The 15,429-nt window shown below is 49.6% G+C and carries 8 protein-coding genes; 5 read left to right on the forward strand and 3 right to left on the reverse strand.

All coding sequences use genetic code 11. From position 1 onward, the window contains the following. Positions 1-26: 26 nt before the first annotated feature. Positions 27-830, reverse strand: a complete 804-nt coding sequence (locus AC14M5_RS04820; RefSeq protein ID WP_484028504.1) for a PD-(D/E)XK nuclease family protein — start codon at positions 828-830, stop codon at positions 27-29. A 64-nt stretch (positions 831-894) separates the two neighbouring features. Here AC14M5_RS04820 and AC14M5_RS04825 point away from each other — a divergent pair, with 64 nt between their 5' ends. After that, a complete protein-coding gene (locus AC14M5_RS04825; RefSeq protein WP_484028505.1) occupies positions 895-1,980 on the forward strand; it encodes an NYN domain-containing protein in 1,086 nt (361 codons plus the stop codon). Positions 1,981-2,188: 208 nt separating this feature from the next. Continuing rightward, positions 2,189-3,820: a ribosomal protection-like ABC-F family protein gene (gene abc-f, locus AC14M5_RS04830; protein ID WP_484028506.1), complete on the forward strand. Its 1,632-nt coding sequence runs from the start codon at positions 2,189-2,191 to the stop codon at positions 3,818-3,820. Between the two features lie 230 nt (positions 3,821-4,050). Here the strand turns inward: abc-f and AC14M5_RS04835 are convergent, their stop codons facing one another. Further along, complete coding sequence (locus tag AC14M5_RS04835; protein ID WP_484028507.1) at positions 4,051-4,881, reverse strand: hypothetical protein; 831 nt, start codon at positions 4,879-4,881, stop codon at positions 4,051-4,053. A 287-nt stretch (positions 4,882-5,168) separates the two neighbouring features. Here AC14M5_RS04835 and AC14M5_RS04840 point away from each other — a divergent pair, with 287 nt between their 5' ends. Further along, a complete protein-coding gene (locus AC14M5_RS04840) occupies positions 5,169-5,405 on the forward strand; it encodes a hypothetical protein (protein ID WP_484028508.1) in 237 nt (78 codons plus the stop codon). A gap of 248 nt (positions 5,406-5,653) precedes the next feature. Here AC14M5_RS04840 and AC14M5_RS04845 read toward each other — a convergent pair whose 3' ends face one another. Further along, positions 5,654-11,767, reverse strand: a complete 6,114-nt coding sequence (locus AC14M5_RS04845; RefSeq protein WP_484028509.1) for an alpha-2-macroglobulin family protein — start codon at positions 11,765-11,767, stop codon at positions 5,654-5,656. A gap of 224 nt (positions 11,768-11,991) precedes the next feature. Here AC14M5_RS04845 and AC14M5_RS04850 point away from each other — a divergent pair, with 224 nt between their 5' ends. Further along, positions 11,992-14,700 carry an ATP-binding protein gene (locus tag AC14M5_RS04850; RefSeq protein ID WP_484028510.1) on the forward strand — a complete coding sequence of 903 codons (2,709 nt, stop codon included), beginning with the start codon at positions 11,992-11,994 and terminating at the stop codon, positions 14,698-14,700. After that, positions 14,700-15,389, forward strand: coding sequence for a response regulator transcription factor (locus tag AC14M5_RS04855; RefSeq protein ID WP_484028511.1), 690 nt, complete (start codon positions 14,700-14,702; stop codon positions 15,387-15,389). The genes AC14M5_RS04850 and AC14M5_RS04855 overlap by 1 nt, the downstream gene beginning before the upstream one ends. Positions 15,390-15,429 lie beyond the last annotated feature (40 nt).

A 15,429-nucleotide genomic window follows, 5' to 3' on the forward strand; every position in this document is an offset into this window, starting at 1 on the left:
GGGGCTTAGCCCCCGACTGAGCGTTATTAGAACTCTATCTCCCCGATCTGTTCAAAATTAATATCGAACAATTCCTTGGCTTCGGTCTCGAGTTCGGCATCCAGCGCGTCACCTGCGCGGACTCCGCGATTGCAATACGATCTATAGGGGCAGTAACTGCATTTCGCGACCTCATCAGTTTTCGGGAAGGATGAGGCGGTTGTGATCTCATCTGCCAGTTTTGTAAGCGCATCCCAATCCCGTTTGAATTGATCTGCTTTGTAAATGAATCGTGCGGGTTCATTTGGAAAATCGGCGAACCAATAGATCATCTCGATCTGCTCGGGGCGGATCGCCTTGCCGTCATTGAGATGTGCGCCAGCCTGCACCAGCAATGCGCGATAGACCCGCGTCTGCCAGCGGATGGCGAGCCATTCCGTCCTTGGGCGCCTGCGATAGGTCTTCCAATCGTAGATGTAAATTTTATCCTTATCGAAGGCGATCAGATCATATTTGGCGACGAGGCGAAATTTGCCGAGCGGCGCAGAAAGGGTGACTTCGGTCTTTAGACCTGACAGGTCTTTTGAACTCATAAAATTATCCCACCAGCGCTGCAGGTTATCTGTATTGGCTAATTTGCCAATTTGCTCCACGGGAATGCCGACGAAATATTGTTGAACAAGGCGATGAAAATATTCACCCTCTTTTTGATGCTTCTCATTTTCAAGCGCAGGCTCGGTTTCGATGGCGGGATACGCCAATTGTTGAAGATAGCGAAGTTCGAACCTGCGCATGCAATCGTTGTAATCTTGAAGAGAAGTTTGGCTGAGAGTGGTCAGTTGAATGGGCATGCCCCTATTTTGCCACAGAATATTGTGCCTATGCTATACTTCGAAAAAAATTTTGGAGTTTTAAATGGGACAGGATTCACAGGTAGCCGTATTCATCGACTATGACAACATTGAAATAAGTGTGGAAGAAGCCTTCGGCAAAAGCGCCGATGTGGATTGGAACCGCATTTTCAACTATGCTTCACAAATGGGACGGGTGGTCTTGCGCCGCGCCTACGCCGATTGGGCTGAGGCCGCCAGCAAGCAGCGTCAATTGTTGAGCCTGGGCGTGGAGTTGATCCACGTCAACAGCAAGCGTGGAAAGAATGCCGCGGATATTCGCATTGTGATCGATGCGCTGGAATTGTTCTACGGTGAGAAAAGTTCTTTCACACACATCCTGTTGGTTTCGGGGGATGGCGATTTTACGGAATTGGTGCATCGCATGCGCGCGCATGGCAAAACTGTGATCGGCATGGGCATCAGCGGCACCAGCGCCGATTATCTCGTCAATGCCTGCGATAAATTTGTCTTTTATGATAAATGGCAGGGCGTGAATAAATTCAAGAAACAGGGCAATGGAAGCGGACAAAATCAGCCCGCAGTGAAACAGAGTAGTAATCAACCTACGCTAAAGCAAAATGCTGCATCGTTCGTGCGCCCAAACCCACCAGCACCGATTTCCCCTGAAAAGAAACTTGAGCGCTATTTGAATATTCTTTCAACGCACAAGATTCGCATGGCGCCTACCACGCATCGCCCGTTGATCATTTACAAAGTCTATGAGATCGTGAAGGCGAATCCCGATTTCACCTTCAATGAATTAAAGGAATTTGCCGAGGTGTATTTTTCGAACGCAACGCCCAGGATCGATGCACAACTTGTGCTGGATACCCTTCATCAACTATTCCATACCTTTTGCTTCGAGTTCGATACCGATACAAGCGAGCGCATTTGGAACCGCAGGATGTGGCTGCCTGAAGATGTGCAAAGCGCCGCAGACCTGCTTGATAAATGCGACCAGAAGATTCTGCAAATGCTGGTCAATGACCTTGGCGCCAACGAAAAACTGGATGAGGAAATTGCCGCGCAAGTCTTATATGGCGGCGCACGCAGCCCCAAAGTACTCGATCATATCCGGGACTTAATCAGTGTCGAGAATCAGGTATAATCCCGAACATGATTTACGAATTTCGTGCAGGCAAATCCCCATTGATCATCGGTGTGCGTGGCTTCATCAACGCAGGGCATCCTCGAATCGCGCCTGTACGCTGAAAGCATTATCTCAACTTTCATACGCCGCAGGTTGCCTGCGGCGTTTTTGTTTAAGTCATCGTACCGCGACATTTATGTCGCAATACAGAAAAACGGAAAATACCATGATCCAAATTCAACTCTCAAACATCACCCTCGTCCTCGGCGCAAGACGCATCTTTGAAAACCTCAATTGGGAAATCCACCGCGGGCAAAAGATCGGCTTGATCGGTGCGAATGGCGCGGGGAAGTCTTCCCTCTTCAAGTTAATCGAAGGCCAATATTCCCCAGAAATGGGCGGATCGATCACCCGCGCCCGCCTCATCACAACGGGATACCTGTCTCAACAACCCGAGCTTGACTCTTCGCTGACAGCGTTTGCAGCCGCGCTCGCAGGCAATCCGCGGGTGGCAGAAGTTCATGCTGAATTGGAATATGTGGAAAAAAGCCTGGGCGATGTGGAAGTCTATGGCAATGAAAAGAAGTTACAGCGCGCCCTTGAACATCAGCACAAGCTTATCGAAGAATACCAATCCTTCGGTGGTGACTCATATCCGGGGCGCGTTCGTGAACTACTGCTCGGGCTGGGACTCGCTGAAAGTGAATTGACCAAGCCCCTGTCGGTGTTGAGCGGCGGGCAGAAAAAACTGGTTGGGTTGGCGCGCCTATTGCTTATCCACCCTGATGTTTTGCTTTTGGACGAGCCTGATAATCATCTTGATCTGCCTGGAAAAATGTATCTTGAAAAACTCATCCGCGAATACGAGGGGACAGTGGTTATCATTTCGCATGACCGTTATTTGCTGGACGCTGCCATCACGCATATTGCCGAACTCGAAGACGGCAAAATGACTGTGTTCGAAGGTGACTACACTTCTTTTATTGCTGATAAAGAAATGCGGCTGGCTCGGCAGGAGGAAATGTTCCACGCGCAACAACATACCATCAAGCGCCTTGAGGCCGCTATAAAGCGTTTGGCAATCTGGGGCAAGGTCTATGATAACGAAGACCTTGCACGAAAATCAAAGAGCATGCAAAAGCGGTTGGATAAGATGGACAAGGTTGAGAAGCCTGTCACCGAGCGCAAGCGGATGGATTTGCGACTCAATGGCTGGCGTGGCTCCAATAAAGTTTTGGAGCTTGCCGAGGTCTCCAAGTCATTTGGGTCAAAGATAGTGCTTTCAAATCTCAACGAAATTATTCGGCATGGTGAGCGTGTAGGGTTGATCGGTCCGAACGGTGCAGGAAAATCTGTCCTGCTGCGTATGATCCTCGGGCAGGAACAACCTGATGCTGGCGAAATCAAAATTGGCCCAAGCATTTCCATCGGGCATTACGCGCAGGAACATGAGACTCTGGATTTCAATCAAACTGTTTTGGATGCTGTCCGTTATGCGGGCAAGATGAGTGAATCACGAGCGACTGCTTTTCTGCTGCATTATTTGTTCACATATAAACAAGTCTCACAAAAGATCAGCGAGCTTTCTGGCGGTGAACGCAGCAGGCTTCAATTGGCTTTGGTCGTTCTCTCAGGTGCAAATTTCCTCCTACTGGATGAACCCACCAACAACCTCGATATCGCCTCTGCCGAAGTGCTGGAACAGGCATTGGAGGATTTTGAGGGTACGGTGCTCGTTATTTCTCATGACCGTTACTTCCTTGACCGTACGGTGGAGAGATTATTGGTTATTGAGGATGGCCAACTCAGGGAATATCAAGGCGGCTATAGCGAATATCTTGAAAAGAAAGGAGCATAAGATGTCATGCGATCCTCAATGATAAAGATTTCATTTTTTCCAAATCTATGGGAATTCTCATCATAATGAAAAACGTTCTCGGATTTACTGTAACCAGATTGCTTGGATATTTTTGATGAGGCATATAATACGGTAAAAATCTGCAGGGCAGGTGATTTCACGAGTCTTGGGCAACTTGGGGATGTTGGAGGAATTGCAATGGGCCTTTTTTCTACGGCCACAAGCGTGCCCTAGGGCAGATCAGAGATTTTGTCCAAGTCCCATAGTTTCAGGTTGTCAAAGTTTACAGAAACAGCAAGCCGGGTATCTCTGAGCAAGCGGAAAGATGCAACCCATACCTGTGATTCAACGGATGGGCTGGTTCTACAGTTGCCTAAATATGTGAGTGGGTCATTGTTAAAATACACAGCACATTGAGTGCCTCGCATAATGATCGTCACAGGGATGTGCTCAGGTGGAAAATGCTCGTATATGCCAGCCATAGATTTCCAGTTATCCAGAACACCCCAATGAAACATCCAATGTCTATTATTGGATAAATCGATGGCGACGCTTTCGCCTGCGAATTGATCAAATTGGAATCGCACGGTATCTTCTGGCTGGCCGTGGTCAAACCTAAGTTCCAAAGTCAAAACAAAATTTTTGCGGTTCAACTTTGGATGATATAGGATCGAATCCCTGATTCTCTCAGGCAACTTCAGAAATAACATTCCATCCTGTATTTCAGGTTTAAGGGGCAGGATAATCCCAGACATAACATTGATCCATCTTCGATCCAGTGAGAAGTCGTCCTGAAAATCAGGCTTACGATTTGATACTGCCGCAAGAATAGGGTCTGCAAATTCTGTTACCCATAATGGAATAGGCTCTGCAATCGGATAATCTGGAAAAGGAGTGGGAATCGCTGTGCGGGTCGGTGCCTGGGTCACTGTCCGCGTTTCAGTTGGTGATTGTGTCGGCGGCGTGGCAGTGGAAATTGGCTGCGGAAGATCACCCACGATACAAGCTAGTGTAAAAATAATCGTAACTATAAAGAGAAATAAGGCTTTGTTATGTTTCATCTCAACTTTCATTTTAGCATTCAGCTCATGAAATACAAAATGACATTTCACGGATTTTACTCATATAGTAGAAGGCACAAAAAGGAGAAATCCACCACACTAGCATTATCCACAGTACGTAGTACAATGAACTTAGATCAGAGTTCGTAAATTTTGTTTTGCCGTATATGGGGAGATGAATTATCGCTTCTAAACAAAATCATGAAGCTCCCATTGATTGGAAATACCCAAAAAGAACCACCCTAGGAAAATGCATTGAAGCGTTTAAGAAAGATAAGGATAATTACATGATAATGAACAGAGCGATCTTCGAAGAAAAATGGAAAATAATCCGAGAGCAGATCAACGGCAAGTGGAGTTTGATGGTCGAGTACGACCTGAATAAAGTGGACAAGGCAGAAGTGAAGCTGGATAAATTCGTCACCATGCTGCAAGTCAAATATGGATATACCCGTCAGAAAGCCAGAGAGGAAATTGCAAAGCTTTGGGCGGAGTACGAAGCCAGCAACAAAAGTAAGGCATAACAATACAAGGAGCAACACAATTGAACGCAACAGCAGTCAAGATCAAAGTTAAGCGGCCATCTAAAGGGTTGGCCCGCCATAACCGAAAAATGAAACAGGAAGCTCGTAAAAATAGCGTCCCAGGCACTGAAGTGAAAAAGAATAAACGTCCCACACAAACAACGAAATAGTGAACGAATCAAAAATCGGAACAGTTTGTTCCGATTTTTGATTCAGATAAATGGACACTTTCAATCATAAAGATGTGTTTACTCCACAATCACCCAATCACTCCCACTCCTTCCAAAGACTTCGGAGGAATACATCTCCTCGGCTTTAGCTGGCGGGACAATGAACGTGCCGGGAGTGGTTGCGCGGGCTACATAGGTGTATTCGTAAACGCCATCCCAAAGTAAAGAAGTGAATGCTTCAGCGCGATCATCGCGCATGTTTTGATGCTCATACCATGGGCCCCACCACCACCACCTATAACGATAATCAGGGCTGGCTGGGTCTTGCGGAATATTCTCTGAAACCGCGAGCGCCGGGTTGACAATTTCCAGCCCAGCCGGAAGCGGGTCAACCAACGCGACATGATAGCGGCGGTTATCAGCCACCATTGTGATGTTAACTTGTACACGCGTGCCAGCTTTGATGTGCCAAACGCCATCACTATCCTGATATACATCCTCGGGATCATCCAAGGATTCATAGCGACGCTGAACAACAAAGCCCATATCCAGGGGATCGAGGTTCAAGTCGGTGGGAGCATATTGCAGACCAAGCCGGTAGTAGAGTCTACCTGGGCCATCTTTGCCTAGAATTAAATCTTGTGTTCCGCCGCCAGCCGATGTTTCGGAGAGCACGTAATTCATCGGGATGAGTGTTTCGTAAATATCCGAGGTGCGTCCGATGAATTCATTGCTGCCAGCGTAGGTATCTCCCAGCCAGATGCGCGCCACGAAGTCTGGCGTCTGCGATTCGTATGTTTTGAAGTAACGGTCGAGGGTCAGCAGAACGAAGACATTTTCCTGCGTGTTTTCCCAGCGACCTTTGCTGCGGTGTGCCAGCAGGCCATTGACCAGCTTGGGTATCAAGTCGCTTTGCGGGTTATCCTCGATCAACGCATCCAATAGGATCGCGTCGGTGCGGCGGTTGGAACTGAGCAGTAGATAAGTCTGGTCACTGTAATCAGTGATGAAGTTGGCCGCGCCGGCTGTTTCAACCACATGATTATTTACATAGAGTCGAATGGCGTCCAGTTGGCTATTGTCATCGATCACAGGCCATAGCCAGCCGATGGCCTCCATCGAAAGATTCTCCAGCCCAGCCTCATTCAAAAGTTTTTCAGCTTTCTGAGAATCGCGGTCACCCATCAAATTGCGAACGTAGAGCGCATACGCGCTGAGTGTCCAGCGAGTGTCCGGGGTATACCAGGCTGGGTAATGACTTTCGATATCCTTCAAGTAAGCCAGTGAATTCTGCTGCATCTCAACTGGGACATCAAAGCTTTTTTGCTCGGCACGGAATAAAGCGTGAGTTACATGGATGGTGTTGAATGGAATCGATTCGAATCCGCGCCGCCAATATGGGAATCCACCGTCGAAGTTTTGCAATCCTTGCAGTCGCTCAATGTCGCGGCGGACAGCTGATTCCATTTCAGTGGGTGATGGCAACCCGTCAGCTTTGAAGGCTGTCAGCGCATCGCGCAGGGAGGCCACAGCCAGAATCCGCGAGGCCAATTGCTCGGAGCATTCATAGGGATAGGACACCAGATACAACACAGCATCGGTTAACGCCTGCAATGCAGTTGATGATGTGGTGATCTCCAACCCGCCATATTGTGGGAATACATCGGAGGGATACAGCACAGGTTGTGCAATTATGCCTTCGTCGATAACGCCATAAGTCGCAAAGGCCTCACTGGTGGCCGGGGTGTAGACTGGCAATTCGACGGTTGCAGCATCGGCATAATTCCCTGATGCAGCCGCGACCTGCACACGGACAATGCCCGCCATGATCGTAGCCGCTGGGAAGCGCACCTCCACCCGGTCATGGGCTGGGACGGTCACACGCAAGCCAGTGTTTTCAAGTTCTAGATTTGTGGCTTGAGCCACAACATCCACAGTCATCGGCAGGTCGGTTTGGTTTTGCAGCACAACCGGCAATTCGAATTTGTCGCCAAAGTTGAGGAAGCGCGGCGCGGATGGACGCACCATAAGCGGCAGCCTTGCAGTGATGTTTGACTCACCCATGCCGAATTGACTTCCCTTATTATCAACCGCCACAACCATGATCCGATAGCGGGTGAGGTTATCCGGTAATTTGATCAATACACGTGCCTCTCCATTAGACCCGGTCCGCACGGTGGGAGCAAAAGTGGCTAACGGATTAAAGTCGGAACGCACATCAATGGGTGCTGTTGCGGCCCTATAACCATCCTGCCCCGCCTCTTCAACCGAAGCTGGCGCTTCCGTTGCTGCTGGTGCTGCTCCGCCCAGACCACCGAGCAGGTCTGCAAATTGATTGGCTTCTCGGGCCAGTGCCTGTGTGCTTTGCGGATCGGCCAGGATAATACTGCTGCGACCATAAAAGCTTGTTAGATATGAAGGGCGATCTGCATAGAAAACCGTTAACGGGTCGCGTAGTTGATAATTGGTCAATGCCAGGATGGCTTCATCCACCACCACAACTGCCAGTTCAGCATCAGATACCGGTACACCGTGAGCGTCTTTCACCATGACGGTCAACGCAGTTTCTCCGCCCGGTTCCAATTCATTCTCGTCGGGAGTTACCTGCAAGGATAGTGTTCGTTGAAGGGGAGGAATGCTGAGGTTTAATTGCCCACTGGCATAAGCGGGACGCGGCGGCGCATTCTCAAGCAACTCACCCTGATCATCGGCACGAGGAGCGGAGCCGACCAGATCAACCTGGATGTTCAGATTGGGGATATGCTCCTCTTCAATCGGTACTTTAAGCGTGATGGAACCATCCTCAATTTGGAAGCGTGTGGTGTACAGAATGCCATTGCAGCTGACGGTAAGCATTCCTTCGGCTGGGCTGAATGGCGATTGCACAAGGATCTCTGCCGTATCACCGGGTTGATAGTTTTCCTTGTCCGGGATGAGTGTGACTTTTTCCTGTTCCACTTTGCGTGATGGAGGCTGCTCTCCGCCGCTGACCCAACGTGTGAAGCGGCTTTGGTTCTTACGACCCAACTCATCTGTCACAAGGGCCGTGATCTGATAGCTTCCACCGAGATGAGTCTCAAAGGAACAGGTGGCAGGCTCGGGCGCGGAAAGAAGCGAGCAAGTTTGAATGTCACCCACTTGCTCCACCCAAATCCCATCCTTGAACTTCCAATCCAATCTACCCGCTGTGATCTCAACTGGTCTGTTTTCAACGGGATTGCCATCCAGATCGGTGACGATGAAATCCACCTTGAGAGGTGTGCCGCGCCCGACAAAGTACCGCTCGCTTCGTAGGCCGATATATAGTTCAGCGGGATGAACCAGGAGAGTGGTTGTGCTGCTCCAAGCCTGACGGTTGACATCCATCACGGTGGCTTGTGTGACCACACTTTTCGGTTGAGGGTCTCTGGCCGGGTCACCCTGCTGTTTGAAATCGAGCCCCAGATAATGTGTGCCCGAGGCATCCGTCTTACCGATGAAACTTTGTGTTTGGGTTTCACCACCGTTGCCTGGATATTCAAAATCATAATAGAACCACCACGGTTGCCAATTGCCAAAAGTGAAGTCCGGCCAGTTGGGTGGGGAATATGTGCCCGGAGAAGTTGTCACCTGCCAGGTGACATCCGCATTGGGCAGGCTGCCACCGGCATAATATTTCGCTTCCACTGCCAATGTGGCATGGTCGCCAGCAAAATACGGGCCGCTGGTTTCATTACGCGCTGCCACCTCAAACTCAGGCCGCCGAAATTCCTGTATCTGAAATTGATGATAAAACTGGATTCCATCCAGCCCGCCTATATCGCCTTCAGCGGTTAAATAAAGCTGGGCATTCCCAAGATTGGTAGCCTCTGGAATAGTAAATACAAAATCAAAGCCGCCCAAGGCATTTACATCCGTGCGCCCATTGCTGAGAGCATTTCCAAACGGATCATTGACCTGATAACTGATTGAGCGTAGACCACTGCCTACCAGCTCAACATCACCATTCTGTCTACCGCCAATTCGCCGCAGCCAGCCTTTGATGTGTACCTCTTCACCGGGGCGGTACATTTGACGGTCATCGAAAACATACCAACTTAGCGTGTCATTGGGTAGGCTGGCGACCCAGGGATCATCGTACCAGGCATAAGTTGAGCGCGGCAGGATAGCCCGGTCATCGCCCCGCTTTGCTACAAGATATGTTGCACCAGAGGGGATGTCAAATCTTGCAATGCCATCAGCCCCGGTTAAAACTGTTGCGCCTCCACTATCAGATTCAATACTTACGCCAGCCAATGGCCCACCATTTTTGAGGTCTGTGGCCCAGGCCACCATTTCACTATGGTCGTTGTAAGCATCCAAACCAATTTGTGTGATTTGTACCCAGGTGATGATCGTTTGCGAGTAGCGCCTCCACTTATCCTCTTCATTTTCAAAGACTCCCGGCAGGGGCGGCTCAACGATCACAACGAAATGACCAAAGTTTCCATCCATGTACGAGCTTAGGTTAATGTCAACTTGTGTTAAAGCATCGCTGGGAAGGTTTAGATCAAGCGATCTATTTGTAAGAAGTATGCCCGGCATCCTTGGCGGAGAATCAGTCCGCTGCCACTCTTGCAGATAATGTTTGTACGCGGGCCAATCGGTAGGCTGAACAGCATAGATCTGTAAATTGACTTTCTTGTAATTGATGGCATATACCGAATAAATGGCTTTTGAAACGGTCGGATCAAGGGTTAGAAAAGTCTGCCCGATATTCACCAGAACTGAGTCGGCTTTGCCTACTTTGAAAGCCAGGCGGGTATCCTTGCCCAATTGCTGGCCGAATATATCCTGTATCTTTCCAGATACTATAACCGTGTAGGTTGTTTGTCCTCTCGTCTCACCGCTGATTTCAATGGCGTTGCCATACACATTGGCAGATACGCCCGGTATTTCAGGCTCAACACGCAGCATATCCTCACTGTAAACATTCATATCCAAAGCGTTATTGAAACGGATGTAAAAAGGAGTCAACGGTGGGCAGCGGTCATCGTACCAGGAACAGCGATGTTCCTCGATCCGCAGTGGAGCATAAGTTGAAAAATAATAGGATTGAACTTCTGCGGTGGTCAGCGGCCCTTCGCTAGAGGGTGTTCCGGGCCCAACGGTTATGGAAACACCAGTTTCAGTTGGAAGGGATTGTGCGACCTTAAAGGCGAGCCATCGTCCTTCGGGCGCATCCTTCACCAATTGGCTGACTCGCTCATCATTATCAATATCGGTCTGGCTGGCTAATAAAATTTTCACAGACTCACTGCCCGCTGTCACCTGGATGGTTTCCAATACTGCTGTTGGGTTAATGCGTTGATCGAACAAAATAAAAAAGATGGGGTCTAACGGTTGCGGCGAAGAACTGTCTGGATGGCTCAGTACTATTTTGGGCGGCGGCGTTCTAAATGTCCATGTGACTGATTCAGCCAGTATCCCGCCAGTAACTGATTTTGTCCCAGATGGCACGGTCACGCGGTATTCGGTTGCCTTGGGCAGGCGGTCTATCAATTCGGAATCATATTCAAAAGTTAGGGTCTTGGTTCCGACCCAGCGCCATGTACCGGGCAGGGCTGGTTCGATTTGCACCGGCACATTTACAACGGCCAGATCACTCAGAGTCCCCAAAGGAACCATGGCTTGATTAAATGTAATGCTGACAAAAGGCGCGATTGGGATTTCCCCTTCCGGGGCGAATCGCAACACTTGAAGAGGACCCGCATCAACCGCCCCCGGAATTGGTTCTGTTTCGAGAGCCGGGAACGTCTCTTTGATGGTTTCGCCCGCGCGTGGCGGAGGCAGAATCTCCTGCGGCAGATTGAACTCAGTCTGTTGATCAGGAGCAGGCAGCAGGGCGGGCAGACGCGATAAGATCAATTCGATCTCTTGCGGTGAAAGAGGCTCCCCAGTTGCCAATGGCAATACTTCCACCACATCTGGCTGTGATTGTCCCTCACTCAGTTTGATGCTTATCCCATATTTGTCCTCCTGACTGCCAGCGTCCTCCTTCGTTGATGGTGGAGAACCCAGATTGATGGGAATGGAGGTCGTGTCTCCCGCGGTGAAAAGGCTAGGATAAAACCACTTTGACCACAAAACGAGCCCAATGCACAAGATCAACAAACTCCCAGCGAAGACAAGGCTGCGTTTGGAACTGAATATCTGCTTTCGATTATCGGTCATGAGACAAGCCCTCCTTTAAGAGTTATGGTACTACAAATCATGACGCTGCATTATTGAGCAAAGTTCCCTCACTGCAACCTCATGTTGGGTTGGGTAATCGCATTTGGATTTTTTATCCGCTAATCTTCACTAATCCTCGCGAATTCATATTCAGTTGGCGTAAATTCGCGGAGATTGGCGGATTCGATGGGCCAGGCGGTGCGGCATAACTTTGAGTAGTAAAATTGTCCCCAACCTCCATGCGCAAATGGTTGACCTTCTACCGCGATCTTGGGCTTCAACTCCTCGCGTTTTACCTGTTACTGATCATCCCGTTTCTGGTGACGCTGTTGGTATTTGACCGCCTGGTGGGGGAGAGAATTAGAAGTGATGTGGAAGCCAATGATATTGCGTTGGCGCGTGCGATTGCACTCGAAACAGATATTGCGATCAGCAATTCGCTGAAAACCGTGGAAGAACTTTCTTCTTATGCAAGCGTGATCGATGCAGAAGAGGCAAGTATGGAGGATATTTTTTCAATCGTATTGGGCACACGGTCGGACGTGAACTTGATATATCGCCTGGATGCAGATGGGATCATGTTGTATCACTATCCCACTGGCCCCAGTTCTACAGTGGGAGTTGATTTTTCCTTTCGCAGTTATTATCAAAACGCTTTGAATTCCACCTCTCCATTAATTTCAGAGGGACGCATTTCACCCACCACCAATCAGGCCGTTGCGACTGCGGTCATGCCCGTTCGTTCTGCAAACGGGGAATTCCTTGGGCTGGTTGGTACAAACATAAAATTGGAAAGCCTGAGCAACACCCTCTCTGCAATTGTCTCGGAGCATGAGAATGAAGAGGGATTTGAAGTGTTCATCCTTGATGCAAGCGGACAAGTCATAGCACACCCCGACCCTGCATTCTTATTAATACCTGCTACGGAAATACTGCCTGATGTTTATACACAAGCGCTGGAAGGAAATAGCGGCTCGATTGTGGAAACCGACCTCAATGATGAAGAACGTTTATATACTTACGCATCCATTCCCAGCGTGGATTGGGGTGTGATCATCAGCCGTCCCACCGCGAACGCATTCGCCACTCGAATTATTTTGCAGCGCATCACACAGGTGGCAGTGGCAACCTTTATTCTGATTGGGCTTGCATTTTGGGGGATACTTTCATGGCGGGTAATTAATCCGATTGAAAAACTGGCCCCCGTTTCCGAAGCGATTGGGTTGAATCAGGAAATTGAACAAGGCCAGCGCACGCAGATCGAAAAAATGTCCAGGCGCCGCGACCAGATCGGGAATCTGATCCGCAGTATTTTACGGATGGAAAATTCCATTGCCGAGCGCATGAAGGAACAGGCCACTTTGCTTGAAACCAGCACCGCCGTTGTTTCGTCTCTTGACCTAAGTGTTGTGCTGGATCGCATTCTGGAACAGGTGGGCCGTTTGCTAAACGTTCAGAGGAACGCCATCATTGCCTTGGATGAAGAACGCGGGGCTTTCCGTATCCGTGCCAGCCGCGGACTCTCCCAGGGATTCACTGAGCAATTGTCCATCCAGCCGAGTGAGCCGAGTTCGGTGGCCATGCGTGCGTTGCGAGTGCGTGAACCCATCCAGGTCAGCGATACAGAAACAGACCCCTCTTATAAGCCGCAAAGAGCCCGCTCGCGTGCGGAAGGGTATCGCGCGGTTCTGGCTGTGCCGCTCAATACACAGCACGCTCCGCCCACATGCCTGCTTGTTTATCACTCTACACCGCATGAATTCACGACCAATGAGATCCAACTAATATCGAGCTTTGCCAACCAGGCTACCATGGCAATCGAGAACGCGATTCTTTTTGAACGCAGTGACACGCGATTGCAGGAACAAACACACCGCCTTGAAGCACTGGTGCAGTCCATGGAAGATGGATTGATCTTGAGTGATTTGAAAGGTGTGATCATTTACGCCAATAGAAGAGTGGCCGAGTTATCCGAACTCGCAAATGAGGATATGGCGAATATACAAGTGGAGCGCGTGATGAACCGCGTTTTGAGCAAGTCGATTGAAGAGATATCGAAGGAAGATGAGATCAAGAATATCCTTGAAGGGTCGAGGCAAAAATCAGAGGTTGCAGTGATGTATGCGGGGCGGCCATTGAACCTAAGGTTTGAGACCTTCGATGTAACCGATGCAAGGGACATGCCGATTGGGCGCGGTATTATTCTGCATGATATTACAGCCGACCGCGAGTTGGATCGTATGAAATCGAACCTGATATCAACGGTATCGCATGAGTTGCGCACGCCGCTGGCCGCGATCAAGGGCTATGCATCCACTTTGCTGGCGGAGGATGTGGAGTGGGACAGCAAATCGCAAAGAGAGTTTTTGTCCATCATTTCGAATGAAACAGATCGATTAACGAGTTTGGTAAACAATCTTCTGGATCTATCACGGATCGAAGCGGGGTCATTGAGTTTATCTTTGGAGAAGTGCAACATCGAAGAGACCATCACGCGCGGGGCGAGGCAGGCGCGCCTCGAAAGCGGGAACAGGTTCGAGGTCCAGATCGAAGCGGGGTTACCATCCCTTTATGCAGATGGGACTCGGCTTGAGACTGTCATCCGTAACTTGATCGAGAACTCAGTCAAGTATGGAGGGGCGCAGGCTTTTATTCAGGTGAATGTCAACAAGCAGGGCGAGATGATCGTGTTTCGCGTGATGGATGATGGGCCTGGGATTCCGCCTGAAAAAAGCGAACGCATCTTTGATAGGTTTTATCGTTTGGATGACAGCCTTGCGCGTGTGACGAGCGGTGCGGGTTTGGGGCTGGCAATTTGCCAGGGACTTGTGCGCGCACACAAAGGGGAGATTTGGGTTGAGCCGATGAATGCGGGTGCGTGCATTGCGTTTGCCATACCTCTGAATTTGCATGAGGTAAGAGATGAGCTGTGATGAATGATCCTGTTGTGCTGGTAGTGGATGATGAAAAACCGTTGCGCGATTTTGTGCGGCGCAATTTGGAAGCGCGCCATTACAAAGTGCTGACGGCCTCGAATGGATTGGAGGCATTGGCGACTTTCAATAACGAGAAAGTTGACTTGGTGATCCTGGACCTGATGATGCCGCATCTGGATGGGTTGGAGACAACGCGCCGTATCCGCGAGACATCCAAAACGCCGATCATTATTTTGACTGCGCTGGGAGAAGAGTCGGATAAGGTGCAGGCATTTGACCTGGGCGCGGATGATTATTTGACCAAGCCGTTTGGTGTGGGCGAATTGATGGGACGCATCAAGGCTGTGCTTCGGCGTGCGCGCTGGCTGGAGCCTTCGTCGAATGAAGAGCAATTGGTGCGCGGCGATATTCGCGTGGATATGGAACGGCATATCGTGACAGTAAAAGATTCACCTGTGGATCTAACACCGACTGAATTTAACCTACTCGTTTACTTGTTGAAACATGCGGGCAAGGTTTTGTCACATCGCGTGATATTGCAAAATGTATGGGGCATGGAATATGGCAATGAAGCAGAATATCTGCGTGTGTACATTGGCCGCTTGCGTCAGAAGATAGAAACGGACCCGCTGAATCCACATCACCTGTTCACCGAGCATGGGATGGGGTATCGCTTCGAGGGGTGAATTTATTTCGCTCTATCGGGGGCTTAGCCCCCGATAGAGC

The organism is Candidatus Villigracilis sp., from assembly GCF_057083605.1.